The sequence below is a fragment of the Ruegeria sp. C9 genome (assembly GCF_056537585.1).
In genome coordinates, this window is sequence record NZ_JBQFRU010000002.1 from 185,129 (window position 1) to 205,480 (window position 20,352).

General features: G+C 56.1%; 22 protein-coding genes and 1 pseudogene. 13 read left to right on the top strand and 10 right to left on the bottom strand.

The features are described 5' to 3' along the window. The first annotated feature begins 4 nt into the window (after positions 1-4). Genes ACR0NE_RS05070 through ACR0NE_RS05080 form a run of 3 tightly spaced genes read left to right on the top strand, consistent with a single transcriptional unit; the run spans position 5 to position 2,537 of the window. Complete coding sequence (locus ACR0NE_RS05070) at positions 5-799, top strand: UDP-2,3-diacylglucosamine diphosphatase LpxI domain-containing protein (protein ID WP_170595679.1); 795 nt, start codon at positions 5-7, stop codon at positions 797-799. Beyond that, entirely contained in the window at positions 799-1,956 is a 1,158-nt protein-coding gene (lpxB, locus tag ACR0NE_RS05075) for a lipid-A-disaccharide synthase (protein WP_170595677.1), read from the top strand. The genes ACR0NE_RS05070 and lpxB overlap by 1 nt, the downstream gene beginning before the upstream one ends. Next, entirely contained in the window at positions 1,956-2,537 is a 582-nt protein-coding gene (locus tag ACR0NE_RS05080; RefSeq protein WP_170595675.1) for a cadmium resistance transporter, read from the top strand. Before lpxB ends, ACR0NE_RS05080 begins: the two co-directional genes overlap by 1 nt. Here ACR0NE_RS05080 and mnmA read toward each other — a convergent pair. After that, positions 2,534-3,679, bottom strand: a complete 1,146-nt coding sequence (mnmA, locus tag ACR0NE_RS05085) for a tRNA 2-thiouridine(34) synthase MnmA (RefSeq protein ID WP_170595674.1) — start codon at positions 3,677-3,679, stop codon at positions 2,534-2,536. The two genes, ACR0NE_RS05080 and mnmA, sit on opposite strands and share 4 nt — an antisense overlap. A 130-nt stretch (positions 3,680-3,809) precedes the next feature. Here mnmA and sciP point away from each other — a divergent pair, with 130 nt between their 5' ends. The 5 genes from sciP to ACR0NE_RS05110 all read left to right on the top strand — a co-directional run bounded on the left by sciP (position 3,810) and on the right by ACR0NE_RS05110 (position 9,602). Next, on the top strand, positions 3,810-4,103 hold the full coding sequence (gene sciP, locus ACR0NE_RS05090) for a CtrA inhibitor SciP (protein ID WP_170393125.1): 294 nt from the start codon (positions 3,810-3,812) through the stop codon (positions 4,101-4,103). 84 nt (positions 4,104-4,187) lie between these two features. Beyond that, positions 4,188-4,904: a response regulator transcription factor CtrA gene (gene ctrA / locus ACR0NE_RS05095; RefSeq protein WP_170393124.1), complete on the top strand. Its 717-nt coding sequence runs from the start codon at positions 4,188-4,190 to the stop codon at positions 4,902-4,904. A 125-nt stretch (positions 4,905-5,029) separates the two neighbouring features. After that, positions 5,030-7,282 (top strand): NAD-dependent DNA ligase LigA, encoded by a 2,253-nt coding sequence (gene ligA / locus ACR0NE_RS05100; RefSeq protein WP_170595671.1) that lies wholly within the window; start codon positions 5,030-5,032, stop codon positions 7,280-7,282. Further along, positions 7,279-9,369, top strand: a complete 2,091-nt coding sequence (gene recG / locus ACR0NE_RS05105) for an ATP-dependent DNA helicase RecG (protein WP_170595669.1) — start codon at positions 7,279-7,281, stop codon at positions 9,367-9,369. Before ligA ends, recG begins: the two co-directional genes overlap by 4 nt. A 110-nt stretch (positions 9,370-9,479) precedes the next feature. Continuing rightward, positions 9,480-9,602: a hypothetical protein gene (locus ACR0NE_RS05110; protein WP_255612104.1), complete on the top strand. Its 123-nt coding sequence runs from the start codon at positions 9,480-9,482 to the stop codon at positions 9,600-9,602. Between the two features lie 185 nt (positions 9,603-9,787). Here ACR0NE_RS05110 and ACR0NE_RS05115 read toward each other — a convergent pair whose 3' ends face one another. Next, positions 9,788-10,426, bottom strand: coding sequence for a MarC family protein (locus ACR0NE_RS05115; RefSeq protein ID WP_170393121.1), 639 nt, complete (start codon positions 10,424-10,426; stop codon positions 9,788-9,790). A 55-nt stretch (positions 10,427-10,481) separates the two neighbouring features. Further along, positions 10,482-10,934 carry an iron-sulfur cluster assembly scaffold protein gene (locus tag ACR0NE_RS05120; protein WP_170405662.1) on the bottom strand — a complete coding sequence of 151 codons (453 nt, stop codon included), beginning with the start codon at positions 10,932-10,934 and terminating at the stop codon, positions 10,482-10,484. Between the two features lie 48 nt (positions 10,935-10,982). Between ACR0NE_RS05120 and hisI the strand changes: the two genes are divergently transcribed. Continuing rightward, on the top strand, positions 10,983-11,372 hold the full coding sequence (gene hisI, locus ACR0NE_RS05125) for a phosphoribosyl-AMP cyclohydrolase (RefSeq protein ID WP_170405665.1): 390 nt from the start codon (positions 10,983-10,985) through the stop codon (positions 11,370-11,372). A gap of 23 nt (positions 11,373-11,395) precedes the next feature. Here the strand turns inward: hisI and gluQRS are convergent, their stop codons facing one another. The 4 genes and pseudogenes from gluQRS to ACR0NE_RS05145 all read right to left on the bottom strand — a co-directional run. Beyond that, the gene (gene gluQRS / locus ACR0NE_RS05130; RefSeq protein WP_170595667.1) at positions 11,396-12,241 is read right to left on the bottom strand and encodes a tRNA glutamyl-Q(34) synthetase GluQRS; all 846 of its coding nucleotides are present in this window, start codon (positions 12,239-12,241) and stop codon (positions 11,396-11,398) included. Continuing rightward, positions 12,238-12,852, bottom strand: coding sequence for a class I SAM-dependent methyltransferase (locus ACR0NE_RS05135; RefSeq protein WP_170595665.1), 615 nt, complete (start codon positions 12,850-12,852; stop codon positions 12,238-12,240). The genes gluQRS and ACR0NE_RS05135 overlap by 4 nt, the downstream gene beginning before the upstream one ends. A gap of 38 nt (positions 12,853-12,890) precedes the next feature. Continuing rightward, positions 12,891-14,231: a methylenetetrahydrofolate--tRNA-(uracil(54)-C(5))-methyltransferase (FADH(2)-oxidizing) TrmFO gene (trmFO, locus tag ACR0NE_RS05140; RefSeq protein ID WP_170595663.1), complete on the bottom strand. Its 1,341-nt coding sequence runs from the start codon at positions 14,229-14,231 to the stop codon at positions 12,891-12,893. A gap of 251 nt (positions 14,232-14,482) precedes the next feature. Next, positions 14,483-15,277, bottom strand: a pseudogene (locus tag ACR0NE_RS05145) (enoyl-CoA hydratase); the annotation flags it as partial. A gap of 49 nt (positions 15,278-15,326) precedes the next feature. On the opposite strand from ACR0NE_RS05145, the gene ACR0NE_RS05150 reads away from it, so the two are divergent. Continuing rightward, positions 15,327-15,770, top strand: a complete 444-nt coding sequence (locus ACR0NE_RS05150) for a PaaI family thioesterase (protein WP_170595659.1) — start codon at positions 15,327-15,329, stop codon at positions 15,768-15,770. Positions 15,771-15,829: 59 nt separating this feature from the next. On the opposite strand, the gene ACR0NE_RS05155 is transcribed toward ACR0NE_RS05150, so the two are convergent. Next, positions 15,830-16,057, bottom strand: a complete 228-nt coding sequence (locus ACR0NE_RS05155; RefSeq protein WP_170393113.1) for a YjiS-like domain-containing protein — start codon at positions 16,055-16,057, stop codon at positions 15,830-15,832. Positions 16,058-16,156: 99 nt separating this feature from the next. Here ACR0NE_RS05155 and ACR0NE_RS05160 point away from each other — a divergent pair, with 99 nt between their 5' ends. Further along, the gene (locus tag ACR0NE_RS05160) at positions 16,157-17,560 is read left to right on the top strand and encodes an aminotransferase-like domain-containing protein (protein WP_170595657.1); all 1,404 of its coding nucleotides are present in this window, start codon (positions 16,157-16,159) and stop codon (positions 17,558-17,560) included. Positions 17,561-17,563: 3 nt separating this feature from the next. On the opposite strand, the gene ACR0NE_RS05165 is transcribed toward ACR0NE_RS05160, so the two are convergent. After that, positions 17,564-17,929: a nuclear transport factor 2 family protein gene (locus ACR0NE_RS05165; protein ID WP_170595655.1), complete on the bottom strand. Its 366-nt coding sequence runs from the start codon at positions 17,927-17,929 to the stop codon at positions 17,564-17,566. Positions 17,930-18,168: 239 nt separating this feature from the next. On the opposite strand from ACR0NE_RS05165, the gene rplM reads away from it, so the two are divergent. Further along, positions 18,169-18,627 (top strand): 50S ribosomal protein L13, encoded by a 459-nt coding sequence (rplM, locus tag ACR0NE_RS05170; protein ID WP_039536983.1) that lies wholly within the window; start codon positions 18,169-18,171, stop codon positions 18,625-18,627. Between the two features lie 6 nt (positions 18,628-18,633). Beyond that, positions 18,634-19,119, top strand: a complete 486-nt coding sequence (rpsI, locus tag ACR0NE_RS05175; RefSeq protein WP_010440030.1) for a 30S ribosomal protein S9 — start codon at positions 18,634-18,636, stop codon at positions 19,117-19,119. A gap of 60 nt (positions 19,120-19,179) precedes the next feature. Here the strand turns inward: rpsI and ACR0NE_RS05180 are convergent, their stop codons facing one another. Continuing rightward, on the bottom strand, positions 19,180-20,340 hold the full coding sequence (locus tag ACR0NE_RS05180) for an ABC transporter substrate-binding protein (RefSeq protein ID WP_170595653.1): 1,161 nt from the start codon (positions 20,338-20,340) through the stop codon (positions 19,180-19,182). Between the last annotated feature and the right edge of the window lie 12 nt (positions 20,341-20,352).

The following is a 20,352-nucleotide window of genomic DNA, read 5'->3' on the forward strand; positions in this document are numbered from 1 at the left end:
GCCAATGCTGGCATTGATCGCAGGAACTGGCGCTTTACCAGACGAGGTGGTCAATTGTCTGCCAAACCGCCCGCTGATCTGCGCTCTGGAAGGGTTTGAGCCCGATACACTGACCACCGACTTGGTTTTTCCATTGGAGCAACTGGGTAGCTTCGTCGCCGATCTCAAAGCCCGCGGCGTGACCGAGATTTGCATGGCAGGGGCAGTGCGTCGTCCGACTGTCAATCCAGCTCGCATTGATGCGGCGACGATGCCGCTGGTGCCGATCCTGCAAAAGGCCATCATGGCCGGTGACGACGGCGCATTGCGCGCGGTCATTGGTATATTTGAGGATGCCGGTTTGACGGTCCGTGCGGCGCATGAGATCGCACCGGATTTGCTGCCGCCTCTTGGCTCATTGACCGAAGCCCAACCTTCTGAAGCTGATCACGCCGACGCAGATCGAGCGGCAGGAATCCTGCGCAACATGGGGACGGCGGATATCGGTCAGGCTTGCGTAGTACTGAAATCCCAAGCGTTGGCGATCGAGGGCATCTATGGCACCGCATGGATGCTGCAATCCTTGACTCAGCGCCCCGACGCGGGCGGTGGCATTCTGTACAAGGGTCCAAAACCAGATCAGGATCGCCGCGCAGATATGCCTGCCATCGGACCCGACACCGTTTCGGGGGCTGTCGCGGCGGGCCTGTCGGGCATTGTCATCGAAAAGGGCGGCGTCATTGTTTTGCAGCGCGACCGCGTGATTGATGAATGCAATCGCCTTGGTTTGTTTCTTTATGTCCGCGAGCGCACGGTCTGATGCGCGTATTTCTGGTCGCCGGTGAACCCTCGGGCGACCGTTTGGGGGCCGCGTTGATGGAAGGTCTGCGTACCCTTTTGCCAGAGGTGCAGTTTGATGGGGTTGGCGGGCCGCTAATGCAGGCGCAGGGGCTGACCAGCCGATTTCCCATGTCCGAACTCAGCATTATGGGGTTGGTCGAGGTTCTGCCCAAGTTCTTTCACCTAAAACGCCGTATCGCTGAGACTGCTCAGGCAGTTCTAGACACGAAGCCTGATGTACTGATCACTATCGACAGCCCGGATTTCTCGTTGCGTGTGGCTAAGCTGGTAAAGGCCTCCAGCGAGATTCGCACGGTCCACTACGTTGCCCCCAGCGTCTGGGCCTGGAGACCGGGGCGCGCAGACAAGATGGCGAAAGTAATCGATCACGTCCTTGCGCTGTTACCCTTTGAACCGCCTTATATGGAGCGGGCAGGGATGGAGTGTGACTTTGTCGGCCATCCGGTTGTGAACGAACCCATTGCGTCCGATCAGGATATCCAGCGATTCCGCGCGGCTCACCATCTGGGCGACGCGCCCATCGTGCTGGCATTGCCCGGCTCCCGACGGGGTGAGGTCGAGCGGCTGGCTCCGATCTTTGGCGCTGCTTTGCAGGAATTTCTGAGAGACCGTCCCGGTATGCGCGTGGTCGTGCCCGCAGTTGCACATATGGTTGATGCGGTCGCCGAACAGGTTCGGAACTGGCCGGGGAATCCGATAGTTGTTGATCCGCAGGAATTGCCCTCGGACGACGCGCAAGCGCAGAAACGGGCAGCGTTTGCCGCAGCTGATCTTGCATTGGCTGCATCCGGCACGGTCTCATTGGAACTGGCCGCGCAGGCAACACCGATGGTGATCGCCTATAACCTCAACTGGCTGACCACGCTGATCGCAAAACGAATGGTTAAGCTGGACACCGTCACACTGGTCAATCTGGTCTCGGAGACACACGCAGTACCCGAATGTCTGCTGGATGAATGCCAACCGGACAAGATCGCTTCGGCGTTGGAACAGGTGGCCGCCACCCCCAACGCCCAACATCAAGCCATGGCGACGACGATGGAGCGTCTTGGTCGCGGTGGCGAAGCACCGGGTTTGCGTGCGGCAAGGGCCGTTTTGGACAGAATGAAATCGTGATGCTGGATCACACGATCTTCGCTGCTTCGGCCTTCATGGCGCAGGTTTTGACCAATCTCGACAACCTCGCAGCGCTTGTTGCGCTGATGATGGTGTCTGGCCCGCGCCGGACCGTTGCGGGCTTCCTGCTGGCGCAGATGTTAATCATCGCGGCCGCCTTATTGTTGGCCTTGGGTGTCGATGATGTTGTGCCACATTGGGCTGGATATCTGGGCGTGATACCACTTGGCCTCGGGCTAATCGGAGTTGTCCGCCAGTTCCGGGGATCGGAGACCGAGGAGGCCCCTCAAATATCCACGGGTGCTTCGACATTCGTCACCATGCTGCTGTTCATAAGCCTGTCGATGGACACGTTCGCTGTGCTTGCGCCGCTATTGGCAGACTCGGCCCCCAGCTATCGGATTGCGGGTGTCACCGGCGCGGTGGCAGCAGCGCTGACGCTGACCATGCTGGGGCTTTGGGGTGCACAATCCCCGATCATGACCGGCGGTTTCGCACGTCGGCTTGAGAAACTGGTGCCTTATGTAATGATTTGTGCCGGGATCTATATCCTCAGCAACTCGTGGACTGACGCGATTTAGTAACCGCGCCAGATCCAGCCGCCGCCAAAGATACGGCTGCCATCGGTTTCGTAGAACACACAAGCCTGACCCGGAGAGATACCTTCTTCGGGCGTCAGCAATTCAACCTCGGCTGTTGTTTCCGAAAGGGGGCGAATAATCGCCTCACGCGGGGGGCGGGTCGAGCGGACTTTGACCGAAACATGCCATTCGTTCTTTGACGTGAACGGTTCGTCACCCAGCCAATTGATCTCGCGCACGGGAACGGTTCTTGTGGCCAACATCTCTTTGGGGCCGACAACAACCTGTTTCTTGTCCACATCCAGCTTGACCACATACAAAGGTTCGCTGAGACCACCGATACCGAGCCCACGACGCTGACCGATCGTATAGTGAATCACCCCGTTATGCTGCGCCAGAACGCGGCCATCGGCGTGTACGATCTCACCGGGTTCTGCGGCTCCGGGGCGCAGTTTTTCGATCACGCTGGCATAGTTTCCGTTGGGCACAAAACAGATGTCCTGGCTGTCCGGCTTGTCTGCCACCGCCAGCCCGTATTGCGCGGCCATTTCGCGCGTGGCGTCCTTGGAGGGCAGGTGGCCTAGCGGGAAACGCAGGAAATCCAACTGTTCCGGTGTGGTCGAAAATAGGAAATAGGACTGATCGCGATTTGCATCCTCAGCACTATGCAATTCGGCCCCGTTTGCGCCCATCTTGCGCTGAATATAATGGCCCGTGGCCATGCAGTCGGCCTCAAGGTCCTTGGCGGTCTCAAGCAAGTCCTTGAACTTCACCCGTTCATTGCAACGGATGCAGGGCACCGGAGTCGCGCCGGCAAGATAGCTGTCGGCGAATTCGTCGATTACAGCGTCCTTGAAGATATTTTCATAGTCCAAGACGTAGTGAGGGAACCCGCGTTCTTCCGCCACGCGACGCGCATCGTGGATGTCGATCCCTGCACAGCACGCGCCTTTCTTGGCCAACGCCGCACCGTGATCGTAAAGCTGCAGAGTAACACCTACGACATCATAGCCTTGATCAGCGAGATGGGCCGCCACAACAGAGCTGTCCACACCGCCGGACATGGCCACGACAACCCGCGTTTCCGAGGGTGGTTTGGCAAAGCCAAGCGAGTTCAGCGGGGTCTCGGTATCGAGGGCCATAGGCGGTTCCTGTCCGGGTTAAGAAAGACCGGCAGAATATAAGAAAATTCTAGACACTCTCAAGGGGCGGTTTCACGCCCTTTTAAATAGGCTGGGTGCAGCTTTGTCGCAGCAGCAGAAGGTATGAGAGATGTATTTGCACAAAGTGGAAGGTCCAAGGTCGGTCACCCTGCCGGACGGGAGCGTGCTGACACGCGCCGATTTGCCTCCTGCGGATACGCGGCGCTGGGTGGCGTCGCGCAAGGTGATCGTCGTGCGCGGTGTACTTTATGGGTTGATTTCATTGTCTGAAGCCAAAAAGCGCTATGGCATCAGCGATGAAGAGTTCAACTCGTGGGTCTCAGCAGTTGCTGAACACGGGATCGATGCGTTGAAGGTGACGGCCTTAAAAAAATATCGACAACTTAAAGGTGAAAGTGAATAAGTGATTCAACGGTAACGTCAGATTAACCATTTTTATTCAGGCTCAAATCAGTTGAAGAATTTGACCTAAACTGGAGCAGTGAACATGCGCATACTTCTTGTCGAGGATGATCCAACCACGTCCAAAAGCATCGAACTGATGCTGACACACGCCAATCTCAACGTGTATGCGACGGACCTTGGCGAAGAAGGCATCGATCTGGCCAAGCTATATGATTACGACCTCATCCTGTTGGACTTGAATCTGCCGGATATGAACGGCCATGAAGTATTGCGCCAACTGCGCATAGCACGGGTAGAGACACCGATCCTGATTCTGTCGGGCGCTGATGACACCGAAAGCAAGATCAAGGGATTCGGATTTGGAGCAGACGATTATCTGACCAAGCCTTTCCATCGCGAAGAGCTGGTGGCGCGCATTCATGCGATTATCCGCCGCTCTAAGGGGCATTCTCAATCCGTGATTCACACCGGGCAGGTCGCCGTAAATCTGGATGCCAAAACCGTAGAGGTGAACGGAAAAACCGTACACCTGACAGGCAAGGAATATCAGATGCTGGAACTTCTGAGCCTGCGGAAAGGAACAACACTGACCAAAGAAATGTTCCTGAACCATCTCTACGGCGGCATGGATGAGCCCGAGCTCAAGATTATCGACGTCTTCATCTGCAAGTTACGCAAGAAACTCAGCAATGCGACCGGTGGTGAGAATTATATCGAGACGGTCTGGGGCCGTGGATATGTCCTGCGTGATCCGCAAGCCAACAACATGGGTGAAACCCGCATGGCCGTGGGCGCCTAATCTGATCTGATTGCTACCGTCAATGGTCCGGGGCGGTAAATCCACTCGCGTGTCAGCACAACACTGGACCTGACCATGGCCTCGTCCTATCACTGGTTTTCAAGACGATGTGACAGGGCGGGGCCATGAGCGATACCACAGCAATCGCAGATCTGACAGAAGATGAAGCACGGGAAGAATTGGCCCGGCTCGCCAAGGAATTGCTGCGGGCAAACCAGCTTTATCACACTGAAGATGCTCCAGAAATTTCGGATGCCGACTATGATGCTCTCAAGCGTCGCAATGCCGAGATCGAGGCGCGTTTCCCCGAACTGAAACGCTCCGACAGCCCTACTGAACGAGTGGGTGCACGCGTTTCAGACGGGTTTGCAAAAGTGACCCACGCCGTGCGTATGATGTCACTGGGCAATGCGTTTGATGACACGGATGTTGCCGATTTTGACCGCTCGATCCGCAAATATCTGGGACTGGGAGATGAGGCACCGCTCGCCTATACAGCTGAGCCCAAAATCGACGGCCTGTCATTATCCCTGCGGTATGAGCAGGGTGAACTGATGCAGGCTGCAACACGTGGTGATGGTGAGACCGGTGAAAACGTTACCGCAAATGCGCGTACGCTTTCCGATATTCCACACCGAATTGAGGGTGCACCAGACGTTCTCGAGGTCCGCGGCGAGGTATACATGTCTCACCATGATTTCGAGGCTTTGAACGCACGTCAGGTCGAAACAGGTGGAAAGACCTTTGCAAATCCGCGCAACGCTGCGGCTGGTTCGCTCCGTCAACTGGATTCCGAAATAACACGATCTCGCCCGCTGAAATTCTTTGCCTACGCCTGGGGTGAACTGTCTGCACCGCTGGCTGAGACTCAGTTGGGCGCAATTGATCACCTCAAAACCTTGGGGTTCAAGGTCAATGCGCTGACAAGGCGTTGCTCAACGACTAATGAGATGTTGGAACATTACCGTCAGATTGAAGCTCAGCGCGCGACCTTGGGCTATGACATTGATGGGGTCGTATACAAGGTCGATGATCTGAGTCTGCAGGCCCGGCTGGGTTTCCGATCTACCACGCCCCGCTGGGCGATTGCGCACAAGTTTCCCGCCGAACTGGCTTGGACGCGGCTTGAAGCCATCGACATTCAGGTGGGTCGTACGGGCGCGCTTAGCCCGGTAGCGCGCCTGCATCCGGTAACCGTTGGCGGGGTAGTTGTTTCGAACGCAACCCTACACAATGAAGATTATATTGCAGGGCGGGACGCCAAAGGCGGAGTCATTCGTGAGGGCAAGGATATTCGCGTTGGAGATTGGGTTCAGGTCTATCGGGCCGGGGATGTGATCCCGAAAATCTCGGATGTTGATCTGTCGAAACGACCCGATGATGCGCGGCCCTTCGCTTTCCCGACGAAATGCCCGGAATGTGACAGCGACGCGATCCGGGAAGAGGGGGATGCGGTCCGCCGCTGCACAGGGGGGCTGATATGTCCCGCTCAGGCGGTTGAAAAACTCAAACATTTCGTATCGCGCAAGGCGTTCGATATCGAAGGGCTTGGCGCAAAACAAATCGAGATGTTTTATGGCGATCCTCTTCTGCCAATAAACACACCCGCTGATATATTTACGTTGAAAGATCGCGACACCGAAAACCTGGCCCGGTTGAAAAACCGCGACGGCTGGGGCGAGACATCGGCAAGCAACCTGTTTTCAGCGATCGATGACAAGCGAACCATACCGTTTGCCCGTCTGTTGTTCGCTCTGGGGATTCGTCATGTGGGCGAAGTTGGTGCACGAGATTTGGCGTTGTTTTATCGGGAATGGGATGTAATGGCGGCCTCCATTGATACGGCCCGGCCTGCCGCGCTTGCGCAGCGTGCAGCCGATGAAGCGGAAGACGCCGAGAGAATCGCGGCTACTGCAGAAGCGAGACGCGCGAAAGTTAAAGAAGTTCGGGATGCGGCTTTCGTGCGAATGGATGTTTCGACAGATGCCGCCAGCGCCTGGGCAGATCTGATTGGTATCGACGGAATCGGCGCCACGCTCGGGTTGTCACTATCTGATGCGTTTGCCAATTCGGAGGAACGCCAAGCATTTGATGATCTGCGTAAACATCTGACGGTTGTTCCACCAGAGGCTCCTGCGTCAGACAGTCCGGTCGCAGGAAAAACCGTCGTGTTTACAGGAACGCTTGAAAAGATGACACGCGCCGAGGCCAAGGCCCGCGCCGAAGCGTTAGGGGCCAAAGTGTCCGGCTCAGTCAGCCAGAAAACCGATTTGCTGGTCGCGGGTCCGGGCGCAGGGTCCAAGGCGAAAAAAGCGGCTGATCTGGGCATCGAAACCTTGGATGAAGATAGCTGGCTTCAACTGATTGGCGATCTATGAGCGGTAGGCCTGAACAGCTCTTTCCGCTGTTTGCGGGTCTTGAAACACTAGATGGTGTGGGGCCGAAGACCGCGCAGCTTTTGGGCCAATTGGGGATCGATTCACCGCGCGATGTATTGTTTTCACTACCTTATGCGGTGATTGACCGGCGGCGACGCGATACGATTCAGGGCGCCGACCTTCCGACGACTCTGACTGTTGAGGTGACAATCGGCGCGCATCGAGCACCGCGGAACAAAGGGGGCGCATATCGCATTCATGTTGAAGACAGTCAGGCGGATTTCCAACTGGTGTTTTTTCATGCCCGAGGGGACTATCTGAAGAAGCTGTTGCCGGAGGGCGCACGCCGGGTGGTATCGGGAAAGCTTGAGCTGTTCGATGGCATGGCTCAGATGGTACACCCCGATCATATGGTCGCGCCTGAAAACGCAGGCGAATTGCCCGAGTTTGAGCCGGTTTATCATCTGACGCAGGGTGTGACGCAAAAAACTGCCTATAAAGCTGCTCAAAGTGCGTTGGCGCGAGTACCTGCATTGGCCGAATGGGCCGACCCCGCTCAGGTGGCACAACAGAATTGGCCAGATTGGACAACAGCAATTCACGCTGCGCATCACCCGCATGGGGCGGACGACGTAGCACCTTTTGCGCCTGCGCGGGAACGTCTGGCTTACGATGAGCTGCTCGCACATCAACTGACGCTGGCCCTGGCACGACAGCGTGAGCGTAAAGCGCGGGGGATCATCAGTCTCGGCACCGGCGTGTTGCAATCCAAGGTGCTGGCAAGCCTTCCATATCGACCGACCGGAGCGCAGACACGCGCGATCGAGGAAATCTCGGCAGATATGGCCGCTGAGACGCGGATGAACCGGTTGCTTCAGGGCGATGTGGGGGCAGGAAAGACTCTGGTAGCATTTGTTTCGCTACTTATAGCCGTCGAAGCTGGCGGGCAGGGGGTAATGATGGCCCCTACCGAAATCCTTGCCCGGCAGCATCTTGAAGGGCTGCGTCCATTGGCAGAAGAAGCCGGAGTTGTACTGGAAATCCTGACCGGGCGCGACAAGGGGGCTGAGCGTCGAGCGAAGCTGGCTGCGCTGAAGCAGGGAGATATTCAGATATTGGTCGGTACCCACGCGGTGTTTCAGGACGATGTTGAATTCAAAGCCCTAAGGCTGGCCATCGTTGATGAGCAGCACCGTTTTGGCGTCCGCCAACGCATGGAGCTGTCCGAAAAGGGCCAACGCGCTGATGTGCTGGTGATGACCGCTACGCCCATCCCGCGCAGTTTGGCGCTTGCGCAGTACGGCGATATGGACGTCTCGGTGCTGGATGAAAAGCCGCCGGGTCGTAAACCGATCAAGACCGCAGTCGTCAGCACGCAACGCATGGACGAAGTTGTGGCCCATCTGCGCGGTGCGATTGATGCAGGCAAACAATGCTATTGGGTGTGCCCATTAGTCGATGAATCCGAGGTCTCGGACCTGACTGCGGCTGAGGAGCGTTTCAAAAGGTTGCGCGCGATCTTGGGGGACGATGTGGTGGGCCTGGTACACGGCCAAATGCCGCCCGCCGATAAAGACGCGGCAATGGCGGCGTTTCAGAGTGGTAAGACCAAAGTCCTTGTCGCTACTACGGTGATCGAGGTTGGGGTGAACGTGCCGAACGCCACGATCATGGTGATTGAGCGGGCAGAGATTTTTGGTCTGGCGCAGTTGCATCAGCTTAGGGGCCGAGTTGGACGTGGTGAAGATGCCTCAACCTGTTTGTTGATGTATCAGACACCGCTTAGCGAGGGTGGTCGCAAACGGCTGGAGGTACTCCGAGAAACTGAAGACGGCTTCCGCATTGCCGAGACCGATCTGCAGATGCGCGGTGCGGGTGACTTGATCGGAACCGCACAATCTGGCCTGCCAAAGTTCCGGATAGCTGATCTTGAAAGGCAAGCTGGGCTGATGGCGGTGGCGCAATCAGATGCGCGCGCTTTGCTGTCCGCAGACCCCAAATTGACCTCGGATCGGGGGCAGGCTGCGCGTGTTCTTCTGTGGCTTATGAAGCAGGATCAGGCGATCCGTTTGATATCAGTGGGTTAGACCGAAAATCCCACTAAGTTCACAAATGTTCTCAAAAAGTTCTTTACCGACTCGTTAAAATATGAGAACAAAAGGTCAACAAAGGATTAAACCTGACCGGAGGTGAGACCATGCTGAGCCAGATCAAAACTGCCTTTACCCGTTCACAATCCACGATTTTGCAGGATGCAGCGGGCGCGGTTTCACTGGTTGTGATGCTGGTGGTTGCCCTTCACCTGCCAACCGGGTTCTGAGCCTTTCTGCCTGCGATCTCGTGCCGATCACACCGCGCTTGTCTCCCCGTCATAGTCAAGGGTGACCTGCCTGTCCCATTTCCCTTGAAGGGGCCTGCCTCGGCCCCGTGCGGTGATCCGGACCCTACATGAGAAACGCATGACTTGCCGCCGCCCTTTCCGCCCGGAAGGTGCGGCGGTTCTTTTTACAGCTGTCCGGTTTTGATGATTTCGATCGTGGCGGATAGAACTGAATTTACGGCGACGGATGCAAGGATCATCCCCATCACGCGGCTGATGATCGCCGCGCCGGAATGCCCGATCAACCGGATGATCGGCTCGGCCAGCAGCATCAGCACAAACGCTATGGCAATAACGACCAACATAACCAGTGCAGTGATGCTCTGATCGGCGACGCTGTATCGGTTGTTGTCCGTTAGAACCACTATCGCCAGCATCGCGCCCGGTGACGCAAGCGAAGGGACGGCCAAAGGGAATATGGCCGGATTGGTCTTGTGCATTTTGTCGTCCAAGTCTTCTTCGGCCTGGCGCTGCTCGATCACCTGTTTGCTTTCGCCAAAGATCATGGTCAGAGCGAAGAGAAACAGAATAATTCCGCCTGCAACCTGAAACGAGTTTAGGCCGATATCCAAAGCCTCGATCACAAGTTGCCCGAAGATCAGAAAGAACAGCAGAATGCCTGCGCTGACCAACGCGGCCAGTAAAGCAGTTTTACGACGCGCACCCGTCGCGATCCCAGCAGTGACAGCGATAAAGACGGGGATGGTGCCGATCGGGTCGATCACGACCCAGAGCGTCACAAAATGTTCCAGCAAATTGTTCACGTTAGCCCCCCCAATCATTGGGGGCACCCTATACGGCTTTGTATGGAAAAGCCAATCAGGCGCAGTTGGCTTGTTCGGCCTGCTCCATCGCCTCGGCGGTCGCGTCAAGCGCCAGCAGGATTGACGCGTGGCGGTTCTTGTAGTCCCGCGCGGGCATCAGAACTTCGAGCCCGTCAAAGGGCGCCTCGGGGGCAGGGCCGTCTTTCTTCAGCATTGCGGAAAGCTGATCACGTGCGGTTTCGACCTGCGACCGCGTCGCCCCGATCACGGCGCTGCCTACGACCGAAGCCGAGGCCTGACCCAACGCACAGGCCTTGACGTCTTGCCCAAAGTCCACGATCCGCCCATCTTCAAGCTTGACGTCTACAGTCACGGTCGATCCACACAAAGGGGCTCGTTTCTTTACCGTCGCATCGGGATTATCCAAGCGATCCAGATGCGGAATATCCGCAGCTAGCGCCAAGATGCGTCCGGAATAGAGCTTGATCAGATCGGTTTCGCCGCTCATGGCTTTCCCTCGTTGTCCATTCCCCATACATAATGGCGGGATTCTGGGATGCAAAAGGTTTTTGCGATGGCTGACGCAGTCTTGTTCGATCCGTCGACACTGAAATTCAACGAGGCGGGTTTGATCCCCGCGATCGCACAGGACGAAGCGACGGGCGAGGTTCTGATGATGGCCTGGATGAATGTCCAATCCATCGAGCGCACGTTGGGAACCGGACGGGTTACGTATTGGTCGCGGTCGCGACAGGCGTTCTGGATCAAGGGCGAAAGTTCAGGCCACTTTCAGGCCCTGGTGGATTTTCGCGTCGATTGCGACAGGGATTGCCTGCTGATTGTGGTGAACCAAACGGGGCCAGCCTGTCACACCAATCGGCGAAGTTGTTTCTACACGGCCGTCCGCGATGGGACCGAAGTCGAGCTCATGAAGCCGATGGAATAGTGGGGCCTCTGATGGTGGTCAGGTCAAATGCCCACCATCTCTCTGATTTCAGCAGGAGATGCTCCTTGTTCGCGATAAAGCGAGATGGCGCGTGCGTCGTCACGTTTTGCGAGGCGTTTGCCGTTGTTGTCCCGGATCAGACGGTGATGATGATAAACAGGTGTCGGCAACCCAAGCAGCCCTTGTAAAAGGACATGTATCTGCGTGGCATCGAACAAATCCTCGCCCCGGACCACATGGGAGATGTTCTGATCCGCATCATCAACCACGACGGACAGGTGATACGAACTGCCCATATTGCGCCGAACGAGAATGATATCGCCAACCGCGTTCAGGAGGTTGTGCGCATCAAGCTCATGCGTTCCCAAATACTTCGTACCAGTTTCACAAAATCCACGAAGTTCGGATGCCTTGATTGCCTTGTACATGTTCAGGCGCAGAACATCCCCAGCTGAAGCATCCGACAAAGGGCGTTCGCGGCACGTGCCTGGATAGATGCGCCCGTCAGGTCCGAACTGGGGTACACCTTCCTGCGGAGCACCGGCCGCAGATTCGATATCGGCACGATTGCAGCTGCAAGGGTAGACAAGGCCCATGTTTTTCAGAATTTCCAATGCCTCTCTGTATCGCGGCAGCCTGTCCGACTGGCGCATCGCCGGGTGCGGCCAGCGCAGTCCAAGCCAGTGCAGGTCGTCGTAGATCTGGGTTTCCCAATGGGACCTGGATCGCGATTGATCAATATCTTCGATCCGTAAAAGAAATGATCCACCCGCAGCCCGTGCCTGATCAAACGCAAGAAGCGCGGAATAGGCATGCCCCAAATGCAGCGGACCTGTTGGCGATGGCGCAAAACGCGTTGTGAATATCACGTTTTTTCAACAACATAAACGTCTGATTTCATGTCCATACCCGGTAGATGCGGACCGTATTCGCGGAATAACAGCCTTGCGTGACCCATGTCCAGCCAGTCGTTCAGCCGCCCGGTGTAAGTGCGGTCAGCCAAAGTGTGATCGTTGAAGGAAAACGCCAGATATCCGCCACGTGGCAGCGCGTTCATAAGTAGATCAAAGGTTTCAGGCGGCGCGGCACCAACGCCGATGACGCCAATGCATGTTATGGCTGAGTAAGCCTCGGCCTCAATGGGGTTGGGATCAGTAACTTCGAAGTTTATCAAGTTGCGATAAACCCCCTTGGCAGCGGCACCTTCCAGCATCTTTGGTGTTGGATCCATCCCATCGATGACACGAAAACCCGCCTTGCGAAGTGCCAAACCCGACAACCCGGTACCGCATCCGTAGTCCAGCACCGGCACATCAGCATCTGAGACAAAGGATTTCAATGCTGCCGCAACACGGTCCGGGGTGACATATCCGTGCTCACCGACCTCATCATCGTATGAGGCCGCCCATTTCTGGTAGTGATCGTGCGTTTCCTGGGCAGAATTCAGATTGTATGTGTCTTTCAGAAACTTATCGCTCATACCTTACATGTTAGGCGCAGGCTGGGGGCGACGTCCAGTCAACACTGCTTTACCCAATCGCTCCAGACTTCCTTGGCGCGATCGGTATAGGCCTTGTAGCGGTCCTTGCGGCCTCGGCGCCCCCCCTTCAGGCCGTCGACCGGGCGAAACAGACCGAAATTCACGTTCATCGGCTGGAAGGTCTTGGCTTCGGCGCCGCCCGTGATGTGGTGGATCAATGCGCCCATCGCACTGTCTTGCGGTACGTCGGGAAGGGATCGGCCTAGTATTTCGGCAGCGGCCAAACGGCCTGCCAAAAGGCCCATCGCTGCGCTTTCCACATAGCCTTCCACCCCCGTGATTTGCCCCGTAAAACGAATATTTGGCCTAGACTTGAGCCGCATCTGCGCGTCCAGCAAAGTCGGAGAGTTGATGAAAGTATTGCGGTGAATGCCACCCAATCGCGCAAAGCTGGCATTTTCCAGACCCGGTATCATACGAAATACCTCGGTTTGCGCACCGTATTTCATCTTGGTTTGGAAACCGACGATGTTGAACAACGTGCCCAAGGCATTGTCGCGCCGCAATTGGACGACGGCATAAGGTTTTACGTCCGGTTGATGCGGATTTGTCAGGCCAACAGGTTTCATCGGGCCATGGCGTAAAGTTTCACGACCGCGCTCGGCCATAACCTCGATCGGCAGACAGCCGTCGAAATAACCAGCGGTCTCTCCCTCGTGGAATTCGGTCTTATCTGCAGCCAGCAGCGCATCAATGAAGGCTTCGTGCTGATCACGATCCATCGGACAGTTGAGGTAGGCGGTACGCTCTTCCTCAGTCTCGCCCTTATCGTAGCGTGACTGCATCCAGGCTTTGCTCATATCAATGGTGTCTGCATAGACGATGGGGGCAATCGCGTCGAAAAAGGCCAGCGCCTCGGCGCCAGTTTCTAGGCGAATGGCTTCCCCCAATGCGGGCGAGGTCAACGGCCCGGTTGCAAAGATCCACTTTCCGTCTTGGGGTAGACTGGTAACTTCTTCCGCTGAGACCGAGACCCGTGGATGGGCCTTCAGCTTGGCAGTTACGGCTTCGGCAAAAGGATCACGGTCAACCGCAAGCGCGCCACCCGCAGGCAGGCGATGGCTATCTGCGGTCGTCATGATCAACCCGTTTGCCGCGCGCATTTCCCAATGCAGCAAGCCGACTGCGTTCTGTTCATCATCATCCGATCGGAATGAGTTCGAACACACCATCTCGGCCAGATTGCCGGTCTGGTGTGCAAACGTGCCCACATTAGGACGCATTTCGTGGATCACGACATCCACGCCCATTTCCGCTGCCTGCCAGGCGGCCTCGGACCCGGCCATGCCGCCGCCCACGATATGCAATGTCTCTGTCATGTGCTGCCAAATAGGGCAGAGCAGCGCCATGCGCAATGCGCAGTAATCGCTTTAGTTCTGAAGAGGATTCTTGGGGTCGCCGCTGCGGGAATGTCAACGCCGGTGAGAGAAACCAGCTTGGAGGGACCTTCCGCCCACGGCGACCCAAAAGTATGGTCAGGCCTTGGCCTTGACCCAGCTTTGCCACAGTGTCGCCCTTTTGAAAAGTGAAAAAATGCGAACAGTCGGCAAAAATGTATTAAATAATTGCGTTACTGGTGCCAATCAGGCGGGCGCTTTTCGATAAAGGCACTAATTCCTTCCTCAGTATTCCGGTCCATCATATTCTGTGCCATTACCTCGGCGGTATAATCGTATGCCTTATCAGTCCGCATTGTAATCTGTTGATAAAAAGCGGTTTTACCGATCTTCACCGCACTGCTGAGCTTGCCTGCCAACTTCTCGGCCAACGCATTGGTTTCATCTTCCAACAAGTTCTCGGGAACCGCTCGATTGATCAGACCCAGCTCAGCCGCGCGTTCGGCGGTGATAAAATCACCGGTCGTGAGCATTTCAAACGCCTGTTTCCGCGGTATATTCCGGCTGAGAGCCACCATCGGAGTGGAGCAGAACAAGCCGATATTGACACCATTTACGCCGAACCGTGTGCCCTCGGCCGCGATTGCCAGGTCACAGGTTGCTACAAGCTGACACCCTGCGGCAGTGGCGATCCCGTGCGCTTGGGCGATCACGGGTTGGGGCAGGGACTGAATGGACATCATCATCTTGGCACATCGGTCGAACAGATCCTGAAAATAGGAAAGCCCACCATCGGGTGCCTGCCGCCCCTGGGTCATCTGTTTCAGATCGTGCCCCGCGCAAAAGGCTTTCCCCGCACCGAAAAGAACAACAACACGAATCGACTTGTCTTCGCGCAGCGCATCGAACTCTGCCTGCAGTGCCGCCAGCATTTCATCGCTGAGGGCGTTCAACCGCTCAGGCGCGTTCATTCGAAGCCTTGCAATCGCACCTGTGTCGTTACGTTCCAGAATTGCCATCTTGCCCTCCCGCTGGCGTTCAGGCCAACTCTAGGCGGGCAGAGCGACGAGGGGAAGCATGTCATTAGCACTGAATAAACAAGAATTGACGGAATACCTGGCGCAGGTGTTTCCACAGGTTCATAACGACTTTGTCGTCGAGGATCTGACAGAAGCCAACATCACCATGCGCCTGAGGGTCGAAGACCGTCACCTGCGCCCCGGAGGCACAGTATCTGGTCCATCCATGTTCGGGCTGGCCGATGTCAGTGTATATGCAATGGTTTTGGCGCGGAAAGGTCGGCAATCTCTGGCTGTCACGACCAACAGTTCTCTGGATTTCTTGCACAAGCCCGAAGGCGGGGCGGACCTGATTGCTGAGTGTAGGTTGTTGAAATTAGGTCGAACACTGGCTGTCGGGGATGTGCTGATTTACTCGGAAGGCTCTGACAAGCCCGTCGCGCGGGCCAGCATGACCTATTCGCTTCCTCCAGAAGGCTCAGCCGCTGCTGCCTTTGGGTAAAAAAGGCCGGGGATAAACCCCGGCCAGGAAGAGGTCCCTTAGATGGGACTGGGGATAATCTATTTCATCCAGAAATAGCGGCTGACTTCTGCATCTGCCCGATGGCGGGTCAGCCCGACATCGCGGAGCAGCCTGTCATCCAGCTTACCTAAGTTTACCCGGCTGCGGCGGCGTTGTTCCCATTGTGTGACCGACGCCGCAAACCGCACGGCCAGCGCGGCGATCAGCGGCAGCCGGGGGCTGTCGTTCAGCAGCAAGAGGGCGGGGTTGTGCATTGCGCGTGTCATCTTGGGTATCCTTTCAAATTGTATTGACACAAAGTAAAAATGTTCGGTACACTACTTTGATACATTCAGCATTGTGTCGAAATCAAAGGAAGAATTGTAATGGATACAATTTGGCCAGAGGCGTTACCGAAATCCAAAGGTCCAAAATATACTCTGGTCGCTGACACGATCCGAAAAGCGATAGAAAACAAAACACTGGAGGTTGGAAAGAAACTACCTCCGGTGCGGGAACTGGCGTATCGATTAAAGATTACACCAGGCACAGTCGCGCGCGCCTATACGATCCTGACCGATGAAGGTTTGCTACAAGCCGAGGTCGGGCGTGGTACATTTGTAGCCCCGCCGAGATCGCCCATTCTGGACGATGTCTGGTCGCGGCAGTTACATCTGAGGGACGACAAATATGAATCCAACGTCAGTCTGTTCAGCCCACGCTTGCCAGATGTGGGGCAGGTGACATTAATCCGCGAATGCCTTGAAAAGGTTGCAAAAGGCGATCCGCGGATGTTTATGAACTATCCGACCCGAGATGCCTACCTACCCGTGCGCCAGGTTGTGGCCGACTGGTTGTCAGATCTTCCTCTGGGCTCATTGAATGCAGATGACATTGTACTGACACATGGTGGGCAAAGTGGCATTTGCGTTGTGTTCCAGACCGTTCTGAAAGATCCGAAACCCATCGTGTTGGTTGAGGACTTGTCTTATGCCGGGTTCAGACGGGCAGGTGAGTTGATGCGCGCCGAGGTTGTCGGGGTAAAAATGGACAAATGGGGCATAAGCCCCGATGCGCTGGACCACATCCTCAGGCAGACGAAGGCGCAGGCGATCTGCGTCTCACCCGAAGTGCAGAACCCAACGGGCGGGCATTCACCGTTGGAACGGCGCAAAGAAGTTGTCGAGATTGCGCGAAAGCATGAATTACAGATCATTGAAGACGATTGCTATCGCATGGGCGAGGCCCGCGCGCCCAGCTATCGTGCTTTGGCACCCGAACGGGGCTGGCATGTTTCGTCAATTTCGAAAACTCTCACACCAGCATTACGGGTAGGTTTCGCCATCGCACCGAAAGAGCAGAGCGTCGATCTGCGGCGTTCTGCAGAATACGGGTATTTCGGGCTCGCCCAGCCTTTGGCTGAGTTGACGCGGTTGCTGTTGGGACATCCAGAGGCGAGGCAACTTGCAAAAAACGTCCGTACCAAGATGGGCGAATATGTACGTGTGGCGGTAAACGCCCTGGGTGGCTTCGATCTAAACTGGGATTCGGAGATTCCCTTCGTCTGGCTTCATCTGCCTTCCGGTTGGCGGTCCGCTGCGTTCAGCCGTGCGGCCGAGCGGGAAGGTATTCAGCTGCGATCGGCCGATGAATTCGCGCTGCGGGATGGTCGCGCGCCAAATGCCGTTCGTATAGCGGTGAATGGGCATGTCTCGCTTGAGAAGTTCGAAGATGCCATGCTGCGTCTGCGCGCGCTGCTCGATAACCCACCCGAACAAATAAGCGTGTAGCCGCTATTGCACTGGGGCAGGGTCACCGAAAAAGCCCGACAAATGAGAAATCTTACCATCGGCATCGAGACGAATGAAATCATGTCCGGCCACCATAATGGAACCATCGGGAGCAACCATATGCCAGGTGAAGTGGACCACATCATGGTGTGAATTCGGCTCACTGGTCAGCTCAACGCGGCCCTTTGTATCACTCAGAACTGCTCCGATATGGGCATTGAGTTGATCTCTGCCGGAAACTTCTGCAGTTGGATCGACGTAACGACCAGTTTGTGCAAAACACTGCTCAAGAAGGCTCAGTCGCCTTTCGGGATCGGTCGACTGCCATGCCGCACCATAGGCAGCGATAACCTGTTCCAATTCTTGCATAGCCACCTCCGACATTGGATGATCTTGGTTGAGTCTAGCTTAACTAAGCTACGCAAAATTGGATATGCCGAAGAAATTTTGGGGTAAAATAATACCTATTTTATAAGTTATTGTTATTGATAGATATATTATACTTTGCCTGTATTGACCTGCATAACTAGTAGGTCTAAACCCCCTCCATCGAATTCGGGCCGCTCCGCCAAGGGGCGGTCTTTCACATCAAACAGGACTATCCTGCCATGAAAACCTTTTCTGCAACACCTGCAGACATCGACAAGAAATGGATCCTGATCGACGCCGAGGGCGTTGTTCTGGGCCGTCTTGCCTCGATCGTCGCCATGCGCCTGCGTGGCAAGCACAAAGCGTCGTTCACACCCAACATGGACATGGGCGACAATGTCATCGTGATCAACGCTGACAAAATCCAGATGACCGGCAAGAAGCGCGAAGAGAACTTCTACTGGCACACTGGCCACCCGGGCGGCATCAAGTCGCGCACCAAGCAGCAGATCCTTGAGGGTGCGCACCCCGAGCGCGTCGTGACCCAAGCGGTCAAGCGCATGCTGCCGGGCAACCGTCTGGCGCGTCAGCAGATGACCAACCTGCGCGTTTATGCTGGTGCCGAGCATCCTCATGAGGCGCAAGCGCCCGAAGTTCTGGACGTAAAGTCCATGAACAAGAAAAACACCCGGAGCTAATGACCGATGGCTGATCAGATCAATACTCTCGAAGAGCTGAGCGCCGTCGCAGGCGTTGAAACCGTGGCCGAAGAAGTTATCGTACGTGAACCCGTACGTGACGAGCTGGGTCGTTCCTACGCCACCGGCAAGCGTAAAGACGCTGTTGCCCGCGTCTGGATCAAGCCGGGTTCCGGCAAGGTCACCGTAAACGGCAAGGATCAGGACAAGTATTTTGCGCGTCCCGTTCTGCAGCTGATCCTGCGCCAGCCGTTCCAGGTTGCGGGTGTGGAAGGTGAGTTCGACGTTGTTGCAACCGTCAAAGGCGGTGGCCTGACCGGTCAGGCCGGTGCGGTCAAGCACGGCATCTCGAAAGCGCTGCAACTGTACGATCCCAACCTGCGTGGCGCTCTGAAAGCCGCTGGCTTCCTGACCCGCGACAGCCGCGTTGTGGAACGTAAGAAATACGGTAAGCGCAAAGCGCGTCGTTCGTTCCAGTTCTCGAAGCGTTAATCGCTACGGATACCGAATTGGAAAGGGCTCGCAACTGCGAGCCCTTTTTTCTTGGTCGGTTTATTCTTCGTAAACCAGTTTCCACGCACCATTTTCGACGACGCTGACAAATACAGTGTCAGCACCCTGATGGTCATCGGGCCCATATGTGATCTGGTTGCCGACCAACTCATCCATGTAATCCAGAGATTCCATCGCGGCAATGAAGCTATCATGCGTCAGATCAGGACCTGCAGCTTCAAGCGCTTTGACCATCATCTCGGCCGCTGAATAGCCCAGCATTGAAAATCCGACCGGGTCTTCGCCCGTAGCCTCTTTGTATTCAGCAATAAATGCTGCCGGGGCAGGCTCTTCGGCGCGCGCCCAGAGATCCAGCCACGAGGCCGCCGCATAGAAACCGTCGGTCACACCACCGGGCACCTGTGCGACCACGGTTAGGAAGCTGGCCGAGGTGCCGAGAAACTTCATGTCGGTCAGGCCCATTTTCTTGGCCGTTCCAACAACAGTGATTGCCTGACGCACGCCGAGCGCCATCGTGACGATGTCACAACCTTCTTCTTTAAGCTTGCTCAAGGACCCCACGAAATCCGTCTCGTCCGGTTTGTGGGTGGTCTCAGCGCCGAAAGTGATGCCAGCCTCTTCGGCTCCCGCTTTGCTGCCTTCCAGAATTTCCTCACCGAAATCAGTAGGCAGGTACATGGTGCAAACGGTTTGCGATCCAAATTCACCGTTCAGATACTTCACCCCAATCCGAGCTTGATCGTAATAGGTCGAGAATGAGGTGAACTTGTTCTTCATCGGCTCTTGCAGCATTTGCCGCGCGGCGGTCAGAGGGGCGACGTTGGGAATACCTTTCGGATCCAGCAGCTTGAACCCAGCAACATTCATCGGCGTACCCAGCGACTGCAACATCGCGAAAACCTTGTCACGGTTCAGCAGCTTGTTATAGCCCTGCATCGCGCGTGGCATCTGATAGCCGTTATCCTCGACGACAAAGCGGATCTTGCGGCCATGCACGCCACCCTCGGCGTTGACGCGATCAAAGACCACATTTGCGCCTTTGGTGGCCGGAACGCCCACGGCAGCGAAGATGCCGCTGAGGTCGTTGACTGAGCCAATGACGATCTCGTCATCTGTCACGCCTTGTGTTTGCGCCCAGCTGATCGTGGCGGATGCAGTCAATGCCGTCGCTGCCGCAAGGCCCTTAAATAAGTGTTTCATACTTCTCCTCCC

Excerpts from the sequence above, each read along its gene's own strand:
- trmFO (WP_170595663.1), bottom strand. The coding sequence starts at position 14,231 with ATGACAGAGACATTGCATATCGTGGGCGGCGGCATGGCCGGGTCCGAG.
- ACR0NE_RS05165 (WP_170595655.1), bottom strand. The coding sequence starts at position 17,929 with ATGCAAGAATTGGAACAGGTTATCGCTGCCTATGGTGCGGCATGGCAG.
- ctrA (WP_170393124.1), top strand. The coding sequence starts at position 4,188 with ATGCGCATACTTCTTGTCGAGGATGATCCAACCACGTCCAAAAGCATC.
- rpsI (WP_010440030.1), top strand. The coding sequence starts at position 18,634 with ATGGCTGATCAGATCAATACTCTCGAAGAGCTGAGCGCCGTCGCAGGC.
- ACR0NE_RS05150 (WP_170595659.1), top strand. The coding sequence starts at position 15,327 with ATGTCATTAGCACTGAATAAACAAGAATTGACGGAATACCTGGCGCAG.
- ACR0NE_RS05160 (WP_170595657.1), top strand. The coding sequence starts at position 16,157 with ATGGATACAATTTGGCCAGAGGCGTTACCGAAATCCAAAGGTCCAAAA.
- hisI (WP_170405665.1), top strand. The coding sequence starts at position 10,983 with ATGCAAAAGGTTTTTGCGATGGCTGACGCAGTCTTGTTCGATCCGTCG.
- sciP (WP_170393125.1), top strand. The coding sequence starts at position 3,810 with ATGTATTTGCACAAAGTGGAAGGTCCAAGGTCGGTCACCCTGCCGGAC.
- mnmA (WP_170595674.1), bottom strand. The coding sequence starts at position 3,679 with ATGGCCCTCGATACCGAGACCCCGCTGAACTCGCTTGGCTTTGCCAAA.
- recG (WP_170595669.1), top strand. The coding sequence starts at position 7,279 with ATGAGCGGTAGGCCTGAACAGCTCTTTCCGCTGTTTGCGGGTCTTGAA.
- ACR0NE_RS05070 (WP_170595679.1), top strand. The coding sequence starts at position 5 with ATGCTGGCATTGATCGCAGGAACTGGCGCTTTACCAGACGAGGTGGTC.
- ACR0NE_RS05155 (WP_170393113.1), bottom strand. The coding sequence starts at position 16,057 with ATGACACGCGCAATGCACAACCCCGCCCTCTTGCTGCTGAACGACAGC.
- ACR0NE_RS05135 (WP_170595665.1), bottom strand. The coding sequence starts at position 12,852 with ATGAGCGATAAGTTTCTGAAAGACACATACAATCTGAATTCTGCCCAG.
- ACR0NE_RS05180 (WP_170595653.1), bottom strand. The coding sequence starts at position 20,340 with ATGAAACACTTATTTAAGGGCCTTGCGGCAGCGACGGCATTGACTGCA.
- ligA (WP_170595671.1), top strand. The coding sequence starts at position 5,030 with ATGAGCGATACCACAGCAATCGCAGATCTGACAGAAGATGAAGCACGG.
- ACR0NE_RS05120 (WP_170405662.1), bottom strand. The coding sequence starts at position 10,934 with ATGAGCGGCGAAACCGATCTGATCAAGCTCTATTCCGGACGCATCTTG.
- ACR0NE_RS05110 (WP_255612104.1), top strand. The coding sequence starts at position 9,480 with ATGCTGAGCCAGATCAAAACTGCCTTTACCCGTTCACAATCCACGATT.
- ACR0NE_RS05080 (WP_170595675.1), top strand. The coding sequence starts at position 1,956 with ATGCTGGATCACACGATCTTCGCTGCTTCGGCCTTCATGGCGCAGGTT.
- rplM (WP_039536983.1), top strand. The coding sequence starts at position 18,169 with ATGAAAACCTTTTCTGCAACACCTGCAGACATCGACAAGAAATGGATC.
- lpxB (WP_170595677.1), top strand. The coding sequence starts at position 799 with ATGCGCGTATTTCTGGTCGCCGGTGAACCCTCGGGCGACCGTTTGGGG.